The organism is Mesorhizobium sp. M1066, assembly GCF_040318635.1.
Classification (GTDB): domain Bacteria; phylum Pseudomonadota; class Alphaproteobacteria; order Rhizobiales; family Rhizobiaceae; genus Mesorhizobium.
This window is the reverse complement of the sequence record NZ_JAMYMR010000021.1, coordinates 50,142-67,137: the sequence shown is the minus strand read 5'-3', so window position 1 is coordinate 67,137 and position 16,996 is coordinate 50,142. Positions and strand designations below refer to the sequence as shown.

Genomic DNA, 16,996 nt, shown 5'->3' with positions numbered 1-16,996 from the left:
CGATGTCGGATGCAACCAGCAAGGCCATCGATCGCGCCATGGGCGCGCTTGTCGGCGGAGCGCTGGGAGATGCGCTCGGCATGCCGACGCAGCTTTTGTCGCCGGTTCGCATTGCCGAACTCCACGGCCATGTCGAGGATTTCATCGAGCCTTTCGCCGATCATCCGGTGTCGAAGGGACTGGCCGCCGGAACCATCACCGACGATACCGAGCAGGCGCTGCTGCTCGGCCGCATCCTGGTCGAATCCGGCGACCGTTTCGACCACGCGCGCTGGGTCAATGCGCTGCTCGACTGGGAGCGCGAGGTCAAGGCGCGCGGCAGCTATGATCTTTTGGGGCCGTCGACCAAGCGGGCCATCGATGCCATCAACAATGGCGTGCCGGCCGAGGAAGCGGGACGCAGCGGCGACACCAATGGCGCGGCCATGCGCATCGCGCCTGTCGGCATCATGATGCCGCTTGAACCGTTGGAGGCGTTCGTCGCCAAGGTGGCGGAGACTTGCCGGGCGACGCACAACACCTCGATCGCCATAGCCTCGGCCGCAGCCGTCGCAGCCGCCGTCAGCCGCGGCGTCGCCGGCGGCGGCTGGCGCGATGCTTCGGCCAGCGCGGTCGCGGCGGCGAGGCGAGGGGCGACGCTCGGACATTGGGTCACCGGCGGCGACATCGCCGCGCGCATCGTCTGGGCGCAGGACATCGTGCGTGGCAAGGCGATGCGGGATGCGATCCGGCTGATCACCGATCTGGTCGGCACCGGCGTCGCTAGCCAGGAATCCGTTCCGGCTGCCTTCGCCGTGCTGGAAGTCGCCCGTGGCGACCCCTGGCAAGCAGCCATCATCAGCGCCAATCTCGGTGGCGACACCGATACGATCGGCGCCATCGCTGCCGGCATGGCCGGCGCCTGCACCGGCTTTTCCCGCTTGCCGCAAGAGCACATCCTCCGGCTTGTCGGCATCGACTTGGCAGAGGTTGGCGCGCTCGCCGCCGACCTCGTGGCAGCAAGGATGGCGAAAATCGGTTCCGCCAAGGACGCGGCGGAATGAGCGGCCGTCTCGTCCATGTCGGCAGTGCCGTGGTCGACTATGTCTACCGCATCGACGCCCTGCCGGCGCCCGGCATGGAAAAGACGGCGTCGAGCTTCGCCCAGGTCGCCGGCGGCGGCTTCAACATGATGGTCGCGGCCAGCCGCACCGGCATGCAGGTGGTGTTCGGCGGCCAACTCGGCAGCGGACCCAATGGCGATTTCCTGCGTGCCGCTTTCGCCGCCGAGGACATCGCGACGCTGACGCCGCCATCGCCCTTGATGGACAGCGGCAACTGCGTCGCCATGATTTCGAGCGACGCCGAACGCACCTTCGTGTCGTGGCCAGGGGCGGAGAGCGTGCTCAGCCGCGACCTGATGGCGCCGGTCGCGGTGGCGCCGGGAGACTGGGTGTTCACCTCCGGCTACACGCTAAGCTATCCCAAGAGCCGCGATGCGCTCACCGATTGGATCGAGGCACTTCCGGCAGATATTCCCTTCGTCTTCGATCCGACGCCGGTCATCTCGGACATTCCGCGTCCCATCCTGTCGCGGGTGCTTGCCCGCACCACATGGCTGAGCTGCAACACGACGGAGGCGGCTGAGATTGCCGGTTCGGGCAATGTCGAGGCTGTCGCTGCACGACTTCTGGTCGACCATTGCCCACAGGCTGCGGGCGTGGTCATCCGCGCTGGCGCGAAGGGTTGCCATATCAGGTTGGCCGATGGCTCAGTGCAGACCATTGCCGGCTTCAAGGTCGCTGCCATTGACACCAATGGCGCCGGCGACACCCATATCGGCGCTTTTGTCAGCGCGTTGGCGCGCGGCAAACCGCCCTTCGAGGCAGCGCGCTATGCCAATGCTGCTGCGGCCATTTCGGTTACCCGCCATGGTGGCTCGTCGGCGCCGACGAACCGTGAAATCCAGACATTCCTGAGCCATGCCGCCGACCTATCGGGAGCAGGCCGGACACAGAAGGCCAATGCATAACAGCTGGAAAAGCCTGACAAGCCCGGGAACCGGGCAAACCCACAGAGAGGAACCAACCATGCGCATGCCTGATTTGACTGCTCTGCTGACGGCGACCGCCGTCTTTACCTCCGCACTCGCGTTCGCCGCCAAGGCCGACGAAGTGCATGTGCTCAACTGGAAGGGCTACGGCGCCGACGAACCGTGGGCCGTCGAGGCTTTCGAAAAAGCGACCGGCAACAAGGTCGTCAACGATTTCTTCAATTCCGAACAGGAAATGCTGACCAAGATCCGGACCAATCCCGGCCTCTATGACGTGGTCATGATCAACGCCGCCTTCAACGACCAGGCGATGGCCGGGAAACTGATCCAGCCGATCGACGTTTCCAAGCTGCCGAACTACGCCGACATCAGCAAGGACAAGGCGGGATCGCCAATGCTCGTCCACGACGGCAAGGTCTATGGCGTGCCGTGGGTATGGGGTCTCACCGCACTCGCCATCAACGAAAAGTCCTTCGACAAGCCACCGACGAGCATCGCCGAAATGTGGGATGCCGCCCACAAGGGCCGCGTCGTCATTCGCGACGATGCCGTTGAAGCGGTGCAGTTCGGCGCCATCGCCACTGGCCAGAACATCAACGACATCAAGGATATGGATGCGGTCAAGACGAAGCTGACCTCGCTGATGCCGCAGATCAAGACCTTCTGGAGCTCGGAAAACGACTGGAACCAGATGGTCGCCTCCAACCAGATCGACATCGGCACCTACTGGAGCGGCTCGGCCGATCGCGCCAAGACGCATTTCAAGCTGCCGGTCTCGCTGGTGGTGCCGCAGGAGGGTGCCGTCGCCTGGCTCGACGCGTTTTCCATTCCGGTCGGCGCCAAGAACGTCGCCGGTGCCGAGGCCTTCATCAACTACATGATCGACCCGAAATTCTACGTCGAATGGGTCACCAAGGTCGGTGCTCCCGTCTCCGCCAACACCAAGGCGGTGGAAGCGCTGCCCGAGGATGCCTTCAACCGCAAGGTCATGGGCGATCCCGAGGTGGCCAAGCGCATCCAGTTCCAGGCACCGATCACCGATGCCCAGCGCGAAGCCTATCTGGCGCTTTGGCAGCAGCTTAAGGTCGACGTGAAGTAAGATCACAGCCAGGCCAGCCGGCGGTTCGCGTCGGCTGGTTCTTCCAATACTGGGAGGAGGGTACCATGGCAGCTGCGACAGCGTCGCGAAGCGGGCTGAGATCGGCATTGCCGCTGCTGGCGCCAGCCTATCTCTGGCTGACGGTGGCGATCTTCCTGCCGCTATCCGCTATGGTCTTCTTCTCGTTTATGACCGAGCTGCCGCTGTCGGGAAAGCCGTGGGCGTTCACGCTTGGCAACTATGCCGCCTTCTTTTCGCAGAGCCTCTATCTGACGCTGCTGCTGGCCTCGCTGCGCCTTGGCCTCGAAGTGACGCTGTGGTGCGTCGTCATCGGCTATCCCGCGGCCTATGTGCTCGCCAAGGTGCTGAAGGGGCGCAGCCGCGAGGCGATCTTCCTGCTCGTCATCCTGCCGTTCTGGTCGAATGGGCTGGTGCGCATCTTTTCCTGGGCGATGGTTTTGCGCGAGGGCGGCATCCTTGACACCGCGCTTAATGCCGTGCTGCCGTTCAAGATCAACATCGACCTGATGTATTCCTATCCGGCCGTCATCATCGGGCTGGTGCATTCCTATGTGCCGTACATGGTGCTGACCTGTTATCTGACGCTGCAGGCGATCGACGACTCGTTGATCGAGGCCGGGCGTTCGCTTGGAGCCTCGCGGCTGCAGGTGCTGAAGCGGGTGATCATCCCGCTGTCGATGCCCGGACTGGTGGCGGGTGCGGCGCTGATCTTCGTGCCGGTCGTCGGTTCGTTCATGGAGCCGCGCATCCTGGGCGGCCGTACCGGCACCTTTTACGGCACGGTCATCGAGGACCAGTTCGTCGCCGTGTTCAACTGGCCGCTCGGTGCGGCGCTCTCCTTCATCCTGCTGGCGGTGGTGCTGGTCATTCTGGCGGTGGCCTCGCCAATGCTGCGGAGAGCCGCGTGATGGCGACGACCCGCATCCTCGAATGGCTCGGCCGGTTCTACATCGGGCTGCTGCTCGCCTTTCTTTATCTGCCGATCATCATCATGGCGCTGATGTCGTTCAACGTCTCGCCCTTCTACCAACTGCCGTTCGAATGGACGACCGAATGGTACGCCTCGCTGTGGCAGAACGACCAGCTGATCGCGGCCACCTGGAACAGCGTCGAGATCGCGGTCATCACCACAGTCATCTGCGTCGTGCTCGGCTCGGCGGCATCATTGGCGCTCTACCGCTATGAGTTTCGTGGCAAGAAATTCCTGCAGGCGCTGCTGTTTCCGCCGATCGCCATACCGTGGCTGATCACCGGCACGGCGATGCTGATCTTTTTCTTCGACGTTGGCATCGGCCGTGGCCTGCATGCCATCCTGCTCGGCCATGTCGCACTGGCGCTGCCCTATGTCATCGTCGTCGTCTCGGCCCGGCTGCAGACCTTCGCGCCGGAGCTGGAAGAGGCGGCGCGCTCGCTCGGCGCCAACCAGTGGCAGGTGACGAGGCGCGTTACGCTGCCCTGGATCATGCCCGGCGTCATCGCCGGCGGGCTGTTTGCGTTTGCCGTTTCGTTCGATCAGTTCGTGGTGTCCTATTTCCTGGCGACGCCGGGCCAGACGACGCTGCCGGTCGAAATCTACGCCGCGATCCGCAAGGGTTTTACGCCCGAGATCAACGCGGTCTCGACCATCATCATTGTCGTGTCCATGGCGCTGATGCTGCTGACGGCGCGGTTCTTCAAATTCGGCGGAGAGAAATAATGGCCGGCGTGCAGGTATCTGATGTCTCGCGCAGCTTTGGCGCACACAAGGCGCTGGACAACGTCTCCATCGACTTCGCCGATGGCGGCTTCTACGCGCTGCTCGGGCCGTCGGGCAGCGGTAAGACCACGCTGCTGCGGCAGATCGCCGGGTTCGATTTTCCCGATTCCGGCCGCATCACCATCGGCGGTGAAAGCGTTGAGCGGGTGCCGGTCGAAAAGCGGCGCATCGGCATGGTGTTTCAGAACTATGCGCTGTTTCCCAATATGAGCGTCGCCGACAATGTCGCCTTCGGCCTGTCGGTGCGCGGCGAGGCCAGGGCGATCATCGCTACCGAGGTGCAGCGCGCGCTCGATCTGGTGCAACTCGGCAAGCTCGGTGGGCGGCGGCCGCATCAGCTGTCGGGCGGCCAGCGCCAGCGTGTGGCGCTCGCCCGCGCCATCGTCACCAAGCCGCGCGTGCTGCTACTCGACGAGCCATTGGGTGCGCTCGACAAGGCGCTGCGTGTCGACATGCAGATCGAGCTCAAACGTATCCAGCGCGAGATCGGCATCACCACGATCTTCGTCACCCACGACCAGGAAGAAGCGCTGACGATGAGCGACCGCATCGGCATATTGCGCGACGGCAGGCTGGTGCAGGAAGGCCCGCCGGAGGAGATCTATAACAGGCCGAAGAGCGAGTTCGCCGCCACCTTCCTCGGCGACGCCAACATTTTTCGCGGCGATACGACGGGCGATGGTATCCGGCTGCCGGACGGCACGGCGATTGCCGCCGGCGCGGGTGCCAAGCTTGCCGCCGGCGCCAAGGCGAGCTGCGCCGTGCGCCCCGAACGCATCCGCATCGCCACGGATGCCGGAGCGCCGGATGGCACCGCCAACATGCTCAAGGGGCAGGTTTCCAAGCGCATCTTCGCCGGCAACAACAGCACCTATTTCGTCGAGCGTGGCGGCCAGACGTTGAAGGTGATTGTGCAGAACACGGGTGTCGACAGGCTGGCGGAGGGCCAAGAGGTGGTGCTGCGCTGGTCGCCTGAGAGTACGGTGCTGCTTGCGGGTTAGACAGCGTTCCGTCACACCCCCCTCTGCCCTGCCGGGCATCTCCCCCGCAAGGGGGGAGATTGGCTGCTTCAGCGCCGATGCTCTTCCCGAAGCGTTGGGAATTTGCGAAGGCGGATATGAGGGCCAATCTCCCCCTTGCGGGGGAGATGCCCGGCAGGGCAGAGGGGGGGTGCTGTCCCTCCATCGGGCTAGATAGGGCCGGGAGCACATCTATGACGCTGGAATTGACGGCTAACGACCGATCCATGCTCGACGGCGAGCAGGGCCTGTCCGCAGCCGCTGCCATGAAAATCCTGGTCGCGTTTTCCAATGCGGTCGGGGCGGGCGGCCTGCTCGACATTGCCGGGGCCCATATCGACGGCTGTCTCTACCACGGCAAGGCCGGTCTCGATTTCGTGGAACGGCTGGTCGAAGGCGGCGGCCGGGTCCAGGTGCCGACGACATTGAATGTCGGCTCGTTCGACCTCATCCATCCCGGCATGGTCAAGATGCCGGCGGCGGAAGAGGTGCCGGCGCGGCGGCTGATGAAGGCGCATCTGGAGCTCGGCTGCCAGGCGACCTTCACTTGCGCACCTTACCAGACGCGGTTCAGGCCGGAGTTCGGCGAGCAGATCGCCTGGGGCGAATCCAACGCCATCGTCTTTGCCAATTCGGTGATCGGCTCGCGCACCAATCGCTACGGCGATTTCATCGATCTGTGCTGCGCCATGACTGGGCGCGCGCCGGCCTGGGGTCTGCATCTGAGCGAGAACCGGCGCGGCCGGATCCTATTTGAGCTGGATGTTCCGGACGGCGAGCCGAGCGACAGCCTTTTCGTCGGCGTCGGGCTATTCATCGGGCAAGCGAGCGGCGACCGCGTTCCGGTGATTGCCGGTCTGCCGCAGCCGCGCGATGAGGACCAGCTAAAGGCGCTGGGCGCGGCGGCTGCAACGACGGGTGCTGTGGCGCTGTTCCATGCGGTCGGCATCACGCCGGAAGCGATGACGCTCGATGAGGCGTTCCAGGGTCATGCGCCTGACGAAACGATCCGCATCACCCGCGCCGATATCGACCATGCGCTGGCCAGCTTATCGAGCGTACGGGATGGCGCGCCGGTGGCGGCCGTGTCGCTCGGCACGCCGCATTTTTCGTATGAGGAGTGGATGCGACTGCTGCCGCTGCTGCGCGAGGCAGCACCCGGAAGGCGCATACCGATCTACGTCAACACGGGCCGTGCGACCCTGGCGCGACTGCAGGAGGAGGGCGCGCTGGCGGGGATGGAGGCGTTTGGTCTGGTCCCGGTCGCCGACACCTGCACCTATGTCACATCGATCCTGGAACGCCTCGACGGCGTCGTGATGACCAATTCCGGCAAATGGGCGCATTATGCACCGGGCAATATCGGCGTGTCCGTCGCCTTCGCAGAGATGGAGGATTGCATCCGCTCCGCTGCCGTCGGGCATGTCGTGCGGAGCGCCTCATGACGCGACCGGTGGAACGAACCGGCACCTTCCAGTTGGCCGGCGAAGCCAAGGGCCAGGCGCTGGTGTTCTCGCAACCGCTCAGCTTCTGGGGCGGTATCGATGCCGAGACCGGCGACATAACAGACCATTCCCATCCGGGCCTCGGCCAAAATGTCGCCGGCAGGATTTTGGTCATGCCAAGCGGGCGCGGGTCGTCGTCGTCCTCCTCGGTCCTGGCCGAGGCGATCCGCCGGGGAACGGCGCCGGCCGGTATTTTGCTGGAGCGGCCGGACCCAATCCTGGCGGTCGGCGCTATCGTTGCAGAATTCCTCTACGGAACCCGCATGCCGCTGGTGGTGTGCGATATTGCGGGTATTGTTTCCGGTGATCAGGTCATGATTGGCGTTGATGGGGATGGTGGGGCGGTCGTCGGCAGGACCCAGGATCGCTGAGAGTCAGCGCTGCCCCTCATCTGCCTGCCGGCATCTTCTCCCCGTATAGTGACGGGGAGAAGGACGTCTTCGCCGATGATTTCGCCAATCGCCAGCGTCGCAGAAAGAACGCCAGCATTGCGTCCAGCCCCTTCTCCCCGTCGCTATACGGGGAGAAGTGCCTGGCAGGGCGATGAGGGGCAGCGCTGACGCTTTCAATCCATGCTCCCATCAAACGCGCCTCATTCAGCCATCAATCCGGCAGAGCCACGCCGCCAATAGGCAGCCGCCAGCGTCTGATCGCGACCAAGTCCCAGCGTGTCGCGCCAATATTCGCGCACGATCTTGGCGGCAGCGGCTTCCGCCGCGAACCAGCCGAACGCCGAACCGTCCTGCGGCCACGCCACCGAGCGGACAGCCTCGGCCAGGAATCTGTCCTCGCCCGCCGCCACGCCATCCCGTGTCAGCCAATGCACTTCGATGCGGGTGGGATTGGCGATCTTCTGCCGTTCACCGTCATTGGCGATCTCGACGAAGGCAACGCCTTTCGTCTCGGTCGGCAGCGTCTCCAGCAGCCGCGCCAGCGCCGGCAGGCCGGTTTCATCGGCACCCAAGACATACCATTCTGCCTGCCGCACCGGACGGCCGACCGGTCCCATGATGCCGACCTTCATGCCGGGCGCTGCCTGCATGGCCCAGGTGGAGCCGACGCTCTCGCCGGGATGAATCAGGAAGTCGACATCGATGATGCCCTTTTCCACGTCGAGCGCGCGGATGGTATAGACGCGCGCCACCGGGCGCCGGTCATCGGCGGGCCAGGCCGGGAGGCCATTGCCGCCCAGCACCGGCCAGAGCGGATCGGGGACATCCCTCGTCGGAAACAGCATGCGGATGTGCATGCCGCCGAACTTGGCGAAGCGCGAGAGGTTCTCGCCGGCCAGGCGGATGCGGCGCATATGCGGGGTGAGGTCGCGAACATCCGTCACCACCATCTCGCGGAACTGAGCGAGGCTGGTTTCGCCTGAGAGATCGCCGGTCCAGACGATCTCGGGGTTTTCCTCCTTGGCGTAGACCTGTACGGCCGTGGCCAGCAGGTCCTTGATACGGGCCAGCCCGTCGCGGTCGGCGGCATTGGCCCGCATCACCAGCCGTTCCATGTCGAAAGAGGCGCCACCGAAGGCAAAGCGGAAATCGATGCGCTGTCCCTGATGCGAAGCATCGGCCTCGAAGCTCCGCAGTCTGTCGCTGATGCTGTCCATGTAATCAGGCAGACGCCGCAGGTTGAGCTGTGCCTCACAGGCCAGTTCACGCACCGATGCTTCGTTCATTGTCAGCCTCCGATCCTGCCGGTGAGGGCCACCTTGAAGGTGCGGCCCTTGCCCTGTTCGGTTGCCGCCGAGGTCGACCATGCGCTTTGCGGGTCGGTGTAGGCGGTGTTGAAGACGTTATCGACGCCGAAATCGAGCTTGAGGTTGTCATTGACGCGCCAGTTGGCGAAGACGTTGACCAGATCGAAACCGTCATCGACGACCGGCACGGCGTTGGGATTGGTGCGGCTGGTACGGGTGATCTTGCCGACGCTGAGATACTGCGCGCCGACGGTGAGCTGGTCCTCCAGCATGCGGAAGCCGATCGTGGCGGAGAAGCGGTCGAGCGGCGTGTTGTTCAGTGCCTGGCCGGAATAGACGCCGCTGACGACCTTGGCGTCGATCAGCGCACCGGAGAGGTTCACGAAACCTGAGCCATAGTCATAAACCATCTCGGCCTCGACGCCCTTCAGGCGTGCGTCGCCGATGTTGATTGCCGTGCGCGGCAGGACGGTCAGGTCGACGTCGATATAGTCCTCGACGGCGGTGTGGAAGACGTTGACCTTGGCGCGCAGCCGGTCACCCGCTGTCAGCACATCGTCATATTTCACGTTGACGCCGGCCTCCCAGTTCTTTGCCGTCTCGGGCTGCAGCAGAAGATTGGGCCGGTATGTATCGCCGCCGCCATGCGCGCCGCCGCCGCGGAAGACATCCTGCAGGCCCGGCGCCCGGTAACCTTCGGAATAGGTGCCGTAGAGTTGAAAACCGTCGAATGGCGTGACGCCGACGGTGAGGCGCGGTGACCAACGGTCGCCGGAGATTGAGGCCTGCTGCGGCAGCGGCACGCGGGTCTCGCCGTCGAGCTGGTAGCCGTCGTAACGCATGGCCGCAATCACCTGCAGCCAGTCCTCATAGTCGCCCTGCCATTGCAGGAAGCCGCCATAGCCCTGCTGTTCGCCGGCGCCGAAATGCGCCGCTTCCGAGGAGGCCTCGAGATAGTAGTAATCGAGTCCGTAGGTCAGCGTATGTGCTAGTCCCCAGGCGTCGAAACGTGAGGAGTTCTTCACGTTGAAGCCGGATGTGGCGACATCGTAGAAGCGGAAATTGCCGATCGCCGAGGTAGGCCAGACCTGTGTCTGCTCGGCGCGGGTGCGGTTGTGGTAGGCATTGGCGCTGAAGTCGATCAGCTCGTTGTCGTCGGGCTTCCAGGTGTAGGCGGCGGTGTAGGTCTGGTTGGTGGTGTTGGTGTCGTAGCGGCTCAGCGTCGGCGAGGTCGAGCCGCTCGATCCGGTGATCTGGTCGTTGTAGCGCTGCAGGATGGCGCCGAGCTTCAGCTCGTGGCCATCGGCCGGCCGCAGCGTCGTCTTCAGATAGCCGCTGGTCACCCGCTCGCCGGTCCATGGCACGGTGTCGCCGTCGGTGTAGCTGTCGCGATCGCGGTAGATGAGGTTGCCGATGATGTCGGCATCGTCGCTGAAGCGGTAGGCGCCGGTGGTGCTGGTGGTGAAGCCGTCGCCATTGTCCTCATAGCCAAGCTTCTCGCTCAGCGCCCAGCGTTCGTTCTTCTTGAGGAAATCGCCGGCATCCTTGGTCTCGAAGGAGACGACGCCGCCGATGCCGCCCGAACCATAGGCATTCGACACCGGACCGCGAATGACGGTGGCTTCCTTGATGAGATCGGGTTCGACATAGAACGAGCCAGAGCCATGACCGACGCGCCAATAGTCCTGGCGGGCGCCGTCGAGGGTGACGACGACGCGGCCATATTGCTCCAGGCCGCGGATGTTAATGGCGGTTGCGGGATCATCACCATTCATCGAGGCAGCGACGCCCGGTGTGGTGCGGAACATGTCGGCGGCTGTGTCGGGCTGAATGCGGTCGAGTTCGTCCTGATCGACGGCGCTGATGGCGGCCATCGATTCGATCACCGCCGTTTTGATCATCGTCGCCGAGATGGTGATCACATCGAGCATCGTCGCCGGCTGGTTCTGCGCGACACTGGCCGGCGCCAGGCGGCCGGTCTTGGCGGCGGCCTTTTTCTCCAGGTCCTGTTCCTGCGCGCTGGCAAAAGGCACGGCGCACAGGCCGAGCACGAAGGCAAGCGCGGTGCTCGCCATCAAGGTCGTGTTTGTTGTCGTTGTCATGGTCATGCAGCCCCCAAGCAAAAGCAAAACTGCTGGCGGTGGCTGAAGGGCCTTGGCTGGCATGATCGAGAATCCCTCGACCAGGCGGGTCAGGGCAGGGGTCACATATTAAAACATGATGACATCAGTCAACTTTAAATTTATAGCCGACCATCATCGGAAGCATCTGGCACGGAGGCAGCGGCATGGTCGGCAGGGCGGGCGAGGGCAACAGGATCGGCTGGTTGCAACCGGGCAGGATCGCAGCGGTGCTGCTTCTGGCGCTGTCGGTGCTGGCGCCCTCCTGCGGCTTCAAGGCGCTGGCCGCCGAGACGGTTGTCGACGCGCTGGGACGAACCGTCGCGCCGGGACCGGCAACAAGGATCCTGACGCTCGGCTCCGACGTCACCGAGATCGTCCATGCGCTCGGCGCCGGCGAGCGGATCATCGCCATCGATCGCGGCAGCAAGTATCCGCCTGATGTGACCGGAAAACCCAATGTCGGCTATCGCCGCCAGCTTTCGGTGGAGGGCGTCGCGGGCCTGCGCCCTGACCTGATCCTGGCGGCCGAAGACAGCGGACCGCCCGAGGCGATGGAGGTGCTGAAGTCGCTGGCGATCCCGATCGTCTTCATCTCGCAGGACAACACCCCGCACGGCATCGAGCGCAAGATCACGCTGATCGCCGCCAGCCTTGGGCTCGAGGACAAGGGCAGGGCGGTTTCCACCGAAGTGCTCGTTGCCTTCCAGGCCGCAGCTGATCTGGCTGCGAAAATTCCGCCGGCGCGGCGCAAGAAGGTGGTGTTCTTCCATGGCTTTGTGAAGCTGAGCGCAGCCGGCGCCGGCACCTCGGCCGACGCCATCATCCGCTACGCCGGCGGCCTCAACCCGATGGGTGTCGTGCAGGGCTACAAGGCGGCATCGGAGGAAAAGCTGATCGAGATGGCGCCTGATGTCATCCTGATGATGAGCGACGGCAAGGGCGGGCCGACGCCCGAGCAGGTGTTCGGCAACCGCGCGCTGGCGGCAACGCCGGCGGCGGCCAACAAGGCGCTGGTCGTGCTTGACGGCGCCTACATGATCGGCTTCGGTCCGCGCACATCAGATGCGATCCGCGACCTGGCGAAGGCGCTCTATCCCGAAGGGGAATGACGCCGTAAATCGGAAGGCGGTTCGGCTGGGCAATACCAATTTCGTCGCCGAACCCGTTGCGCTTGATAAATCCTGTCCGTCCGGATTTCTCCGGATCGGCTTCCGCCCGAACAAACTTGGCGGCTCAGCCTGAAACATTGGCACGATATTCTAAGCCGCGCGGTTGACCGCGAATGCGCTCTCCAGCCTATAATTATACTAAATTCATAGACTAACTGCGAACGTTCGGAGCGCTCGCATCTTGGGCTGTGAAAAATGGTTGCACATGGAGCGCATCGATGCCGAAGACAGAGTCCAATCCGATTGACCTCGGCACCAGGGCCACCGACTTCCTGCTGCCCGACGCGCAAGGCGTGCTGCACCGCCTCGCCGATTTCGACGCCAAGCCGGCCCTGCTCGTCGCCTTCATTTCCAACCGTTGCCCGTTCGTCGTGCTGATCCGCGAGCAGCTTGCCGCTTTCGCCAGGGATTATGCGGGCAAGGGGCTGCAAGTGGTGGCGATCAACGCCAACGACCACGAAGCGCATCCGGAAGAAACGCTTGCCCGTATCGGCGAAGAGGCCGAAAAATTCGGCTATTCCTTCCCCTATCTCAAGGATGCGTCGCAGCAGACGGCGAAAGCCTATGGCGCGGCCTGCACGCCCGACTTCTTCCTGTTCGGCACTGACCGGCGGCTCGCCTATCACGGCCGGTTCGACGAGGCGCGGCCGGGCAACGGCAAGCCGGTGACGGGTGCCGATCTGCGAGCGGCGGTCGACACGGTGTTGGAGGGCGGCAGGCCCATTGCCAGCCAAGTGCCGTCGATCGGCTGCAACATCAAATGGAGTGCCGGCAACGAGCCGGTCTGGTCTTCCAGCGCGGCGCGCGCGGCCTAGCGCCGGCCTCGACGCATTCGCCAGGTGTCCATGCCCAAGCCGCAAAAATCCGCTTCCGACAGCTTGCTGCTCCAGGCAGACGTGCTGGTGCTGGGTGGCGGTCCGTCGGCCGCCTGGGCAGCAATCGCTGCGGCCGAGAGCGGCGCCAAGGTGGTGCTGGCCGACAAGGGCTATCTCGGCACCAGCGGCGCCACCGCGCCGTCCAACACCGGCACCTGGTGCGTGCCGCCGGGCGACAACAGGCATGCCGTGGTCGAACGACGCTGGCAGCGCACCGGCGAACTCGCCGACCCGCGCTGGATGCTGCGCTGCGTCGACACCGCCTACCGCAACCTGCTCAGGCTGTCCGAATGGGGCTATCCCTTTCCGAGCGAGGATGACGGACGGCTCTACATCGCCAATCTGCGCGGCCCGGACTACATGCGCTTCATGCGCCGCCGGGTGCTTTTGGCCGGCGTCACCGTGCTCGACCATCATCCCGCGCTCGAACTGTTGTCGGATGGGGATGCGATTGTCGGCGCCGCAGGTGTTGCGAGACAGATCGGCCAGGACTGGCGCGTCGACGCCAACGCCGTGGTGCTGGCGACCGGCGGCTGCGCCTTTCGCGAACGCATCCTCGGCGCCACCGGGCTGACTGGCGACGGCTATCTGATGGCGGCCGAAGCCGGCGCCAGCCTGTCGGGTATGGAGTTCACCGGCAAATACACGCTGGCGCCCTATGGCTCATCGCTGAACAAGGGCCTGCCGTTCCGCTGGGCCTCGTTCCATCGCGAAGATGGCTCGCCAATCGTCGGACCGACCGGCGAGCCGTTGCGTAACGGCATCGGCGACCGTGAGGAGGAAGTGGCGCGCGCGCTGATCGACGGCCCGGTCTATGCGCGGCTCGATCAGGCCGAGCCGGCGCTGCAAGGCTGGCTGCGCCAGGGCCAGCCGAATTGCTTCGTGCCCTACGACCGCGCCGGCATCGACCCGTTCAGCGAGTTGTTCCGCATCACCTTGCGCGCCGAAGGCACGGTGCGCGGCACCGGCGGCATCGACATCGTCTCCGACGATTGCGCCACCGGCGTGCCCGGCCTCTATGTCGCCGGCGATGCCGCCAGCCGCGAGATCATGACCGGGGCCGTGTCGGGCGGCGGCGCCGTCAATTCGTCCTGGGCGCTGGCCAGCGGCTGGTGGGCCGGCAAGGGCGCTTCGACCCATGCCAGGCGCCGGACCGGCAAGGCGTTCCGCAGTGCGGTGCAGTCGCTTGGCCAGGCTGGATTGCGTCCTGCATCTTCGCCGCGTGCCGACACCTCGGCAGGCGAGGTCATCGAGGCGGTGCGCAACGAGGTGACGCCGCTCGACAAGAATTTCTTCCGCACCGGCGAGGGCCTGGAGAAAAGCGGCGAGCGGCTGGAGAGTGTCTGGCGCGACGTGCGCGACCATCTGCAAGGCGAGGGGCTGGATCGGGTCCGCACGCGCGAGGCGGCATCGATCGCCGCTGCCGGGCGCTGGTCCGTGGCCGCGGCGCTGCACCGCGCGGAAAGCCGAGGCATGCATCGCCGCACCGACCTGCCGGGCAAGAGCCCGGCCTTCGTGCACCGGCTGGTCATCACTGGTGTGGATGAGTTCCGCATCGCAGGTGCGCCTGAGCGGCTGGCGGACCTGGCGTCATGATCGAGATCGTCTCGGCCACGCGCTGCGTCGAATGCGACATCTGCGTCAAGGTGTGCCCGGCCAACGTCTTCGACGCGACCGAGAACGGCGTGCCGGTGATCGCCCGCCAGGAGGACTGCCAGACCTGCTTTCTGTGCGAGATCTACTGCCCGACCGACGCGCTTTACGTGGCCGAGTTCGCCGAGGGGTCGACCGGCATCACGGAAGCTCAGGCCGACGCCCGACAGCTGTTCGGCTCCTATGCCCGCGCGCTTGGCTGGAAGCGCGGCAAGGCGGGCGGCTCGGAATTCGACCCGACGCACCGCATCCGCGTGGCGCAGTGAACCGATCGGAGACAGATATGGATCGCCCGAACATGGACCGGATCGTCGTCAGCGACATCAGCAAGACGTTCCAGCTCAAGCCGGGGCAGTTCGTCACCGTGGATGGCGAGGCGACCGACCGCGTCACCGTGCTCGATGGCGTTGATCTCTCGATCCGCAAAGGCGAGTTCATCACGCTGGTCGGCCCGAGCGGCTCGGGCAAGTCGGTGCTGCTCGATATCATTGGCGGGCTGACGCAGGCGACCGGCGGCAACGTCCAGCTCGACGGCAGGCGCATCACCAGGCCCGATCCAAAGACCGGCTATGTCTTCCAGCAGTATGCGTTGTTTCCCTGGCGCACGGCGCTCGCCAACATCGAATATGCGCTGGAAGTGCGCGGCGTCGCCAAGGCCGAGCGTACCGTCACAGCCCGCCATCTGTTGGCGCTGTTCGGCCTTGCTGGTTTCGAGGACCGTTTTCCCAACCAGCTGTCCGGCGGCATGCAGCAGCGTGTGGCAATCGCGCGTGCGCTGGCCAGCAACCCGGAAGTGCTGCTGATGGATGAGCCGTTCGCGGCGCTCGACCAGCAGACGCGTGAACTGCTGCAAGGCGAGCTGCTGCGGATCTGGGGCAAGATCAACACGACTGTCATTTTCGTCACCCACTCGATCGACGAGGCGATCTTCCTCGCCGATCGCGTGGTGGTGATGACGGCGCGGCCGGGCGCGGTGAAGGAGATCATCGATATCGACCTGCCACGGCCGCGCGACGGCGATATCCGCGCCAGCGCCGAATTCAACGCCTATCGCGCCCGCGTCTGGGACGTGCTGCGCGACGAGGTCAACAAGGCGCAGAAGGACTGGACCCTGTCGCCAGCCTTCAGTCACTGAGGAGCTGGACCAATGGCCTATCTGACCGAGAAGTTTGGCTCCGCTGGAGCGCTCCACCTGTTTGCCGGCGCTGGCGAAACGGTCGCTGCCGCCAGGGTCCCTGCCATCAAGGCCAGCGCCAAGATCCGGAGCAAGAAAGCAAGCCACGGCACGTTCCTCTATGGCCTGCCGCTGCTCGGCCTGTTCTTCCTGCTGTGGGAGATCGCGCCCCGGCTTGGCTGGCTGAACCGGATTTTCTTTCCGCCGCTGAGCGAGGTGCTGGTCGCCTGGTGGGCGCTGCTCGCCTCGGGCGTGCTGATCGAGCATATCGGCATAAGCCTGCAGCGCGCTGCCATTGGCTTCGCACTCGGCGTGGTGGTGGCCATCCCGCTCGGTCTGTTGATGGGCCGCTATTCGCTGTTCGAGAAGGTTTCCGACCTTCTGGTGCAGACGCTGCGCAACACATCGCAATTCGCACTGCTGCCGGTGTTCATCCTTTTGCTCGGCATCGGTGAGGAATCGAAGGTGGCGATCACCTTCTACTCCTCGGTTTTCTTTCTCCTCGTCAACACGATCAGCGGCGTCAAGTCGGTGGATCCGCTGCTGATCAAGGCGGCGCGCTCGATGGGTACGTCCGATTTCGATCTGTTCCGGAAAGTCATCCTGCCGGCCAGCATTCCCTCGATCGTCGCCGGCGCCCGGCTGGCGGTGAAATCTTCGCTGTTCGCGGTCATCGGCGCCGAGATGCTGGCGGCCAAATCCGGCCTCGGTTTCCTCATCCAGAACTCGCAGCTGATGATGGAAACGGCCGACATGTATGCCGGCATCCTGACGCTGACCGTCATCGGCCTGACCGTCAATTACCTGCTCGTCTGGTTCGAGCGCTGGGCAACAGCCTGGAAAGGCCAGTCCGAGACCTCGCTCATCTGAG

Annotated in this window: 16 protein-coding genes; 14 read left to right on the top strand and 2 right to left on the bottom strand. The window is 64.7% G+C overall.

Annotated features, from left to right (window positions below; all coding sequences use genetic code 11):
• The first annotated feature begins 2 nt into the window (after window positions 1-2).
• From NKH52_RS23075 to NKH52_RS23040, 8 genes are all read left to right on the top strand, one after another.
• On the top strand, window positions 3-1,043 hold the full coding sequence (locus NKH52_RS23075) for an ADP-ribosylglycohydrolase family protein (RefSeq protein WP_352733173.1): 1,041 nt from the start codon (window positions 3-5) through the stop codon (window positions 1,041-1,043).
• The gene (locus tag NKH52_RS23070; protein WP_352733176.1) at window positions 1,040-2,011 is read left to right on the top strand and encodes a PfkB family carbohydrate kinase; all 972 of its coding nucleotides are present in this window, start codon (window positions 1,040-1,042) and stop codon (window positions 2,009-2,011) included. The genes NKH52_RS23075 and NKH52_RS23070 overlap by 4 nt, the downstream gene beginning before the upstream one ends.
• Window positions 2,012-2,069: 58 nt before the next feature.
• Window positions 2,070-3,131, top strand: a complete 1,062-nt coding sequence (locus tag NKH52_RS23065; RefSeq protein ID WP_127273265.1) for an ABC transporter substrate-binding protein — start codon at window positions 2,070-2,072, stop codon at window positions 3,129-3,131.
• 65 nt (window positions 3,132-3,196) lie between these two features.
• Entirely contained in the window at window positions 3,197-4,060 is an 864-nt protein-coding gene (locus NKH52_RS23060) for an ABC transporter permease (protein ID WP_127297903.1), read from the top strand.
• Window positions 4,060-4,848 (top strand): ABC transporter permease, encoded by a 789-nt coding sequence (locus tag NKH52_RS23055; RefSeq protein ID WP_352733180.1) that lies wholly within the window; start codon window positions 4,060-4,062, stop codon window positions 4,846-4,848. The genes NKH52_RS23060 and NKH52_RS23055 overlap by 1 nt, the downstream gene beginning before the upstream one ends.
• A complete protein-coding gene (locus tag NKH52_RS23050; protein ID WP_352733183.1) occupies window positions 4,848-5,909 on the top strand; it encodes an ABC transporter ATP-binding protein in 1,062 nt (353 codons plus the stop codon). Before NKH52_RS23055 ends, NKH52_RS23050 begins: the two co-directional genes overlap by 1 nt.
• A 212-nt stretch (window positions 5,910-6,121) precedes the next feature.
• Window positions 6,122-7,372 (top strand): aconitase X, encoded by a 1,251-nt coding sequence (locus NKH52_RS23045; RefSeq protein ID WP_352733186.1) that lies wholly within the window; start codon window positions 6,122-6,124, stop codon window positions 7,370-7,372.
• Window positions 7,369-7,803: an aconitase X swivel domain-containing protein gene (locus NKH52_RS23040; RefSeq protein ID WP_352733189.1), complete on the top strand. Its 435-nt coding sequence runs from the start codon at window positions 7,369-7,371 to the stop codon at window positions 7,801-7,803. Before NKH52_RS23045 ends, NKH52_RS23040 begins: the two co-directional genes overlap by 4 nt.
• 221 nt (window positions 7,804-8,024) lie before the next feature.
• Here the strand turns inward: NKH52_RS23040 and NKH52_RS23035 are convergent, their stop codons facing one another.
• Both NKH52_RS23035 and NKH52_RS23030 read right to left on the bottom strand, forming a co-directional pair.
• A complete protein-coding gene (locus NKH52_RS23035; RefSeq protein ID WP_352733192.1) occupies window positions 8,025-9,110 on the bottom strand; it encodes an SIP domain-containing protein in 1,086 nt (361 codons plus the stop codon).
• Between the two features lie 2 nt (window positions 9,111-9,112).
• Window positions 9,113-11,233, bottom strand: coding sequence for a TonB-dependent hemoglobin/transferrin/lactoferrin family receptor (locus tag NKH52_RS23030; RefSeq protein ID WP_352733195.1), 2,121 nt, complete (start codon window positions 11,231-11,233; stop codon window positions 9,113-9,115).
• Window positions 11,234-11,418: 185 nt separating this feature from the next.
• Here NKH52_RS23030 and NKH52_RS23025 point away from each other — a divergent pair, with 185 nt between their 5' ends.
• The 6 genes from NKH52_RS23025 (at window position 11,419) to NKH52_RS23000 (ending at window position 16,995) form a co-directional block, all read left to right on the top strand.
• On the top strand, window positions 11,419-12,363 hold the full coding sequence (locus tag NKH52_RS23025) for a heme/hemin ABC transporter substrate-binding protein (protein ID WP_352733198.1): 945 nt from the start codon (window positions 11,419-11,421) through the stop codon (window positions 12,361-12,363).
• Between the two features lie 278 nt (window positions 12,364-12,641).
• Entirely contained in the window at window positions 12,642-13,238 is a 597-nt protein-coding gene (locus NKH52_RS23020; RefSeq protein ID WP_352733201.1) for a thioredoxin family protein, read from the top strand.
• Window positions 13,239-13,268: 30 nt separating this feature from the next.
• Window positions 13,269-14,894 carry an FAD-binding protein gene (locus tag NKH52_RS23015; RefSeq protein ID WP_352733204.1) on the top strand — a complete coding sequence of 542 codons (1,626 nt, stop codon included), beginning with the start codon at window positions 13,269-13,271 and terminating at the stop codon, window positions 14,892-14,894.
• Entirely contained in the window at window positions 14,891-15,217 is a 327-nt protein-coding gene (locus NKH52_RS23010; protein WP_352733207.1) for a 4Fe-4S dicluster domain-containing protein, read from the top strand. Before NKH52_RS23015 ends, NKH52_RS23010 begins: the two co-directional genes overlap by 4 nt.
• A 32-nt stretch (window positions 15,218-15,249) precedes the next feature.
• A complete protein-coding gene (locus NKH52_RS23005) occupies window positions 15,250-16,086 on the top strand; it encodes an ABC transporter ATP-binding protein (protein ID WP_352733331.1) in 837 nt (278 codons plus the stop codon).
• Window positions 16,087-16,098: 12 nt separating this feature from the next.
• Window positions 16,099-16,995, top strand: a complete 897-nt coding sequence (locus NKH52_RS23000; RefSeq protein ID WP_352733210.1) for an ABC transporter permease — start codon at window positions 16,099-16,101, stop codon at window positions 16,993-16,995.
• Window position 16,996: the final 1 nt, after the last annotated feature.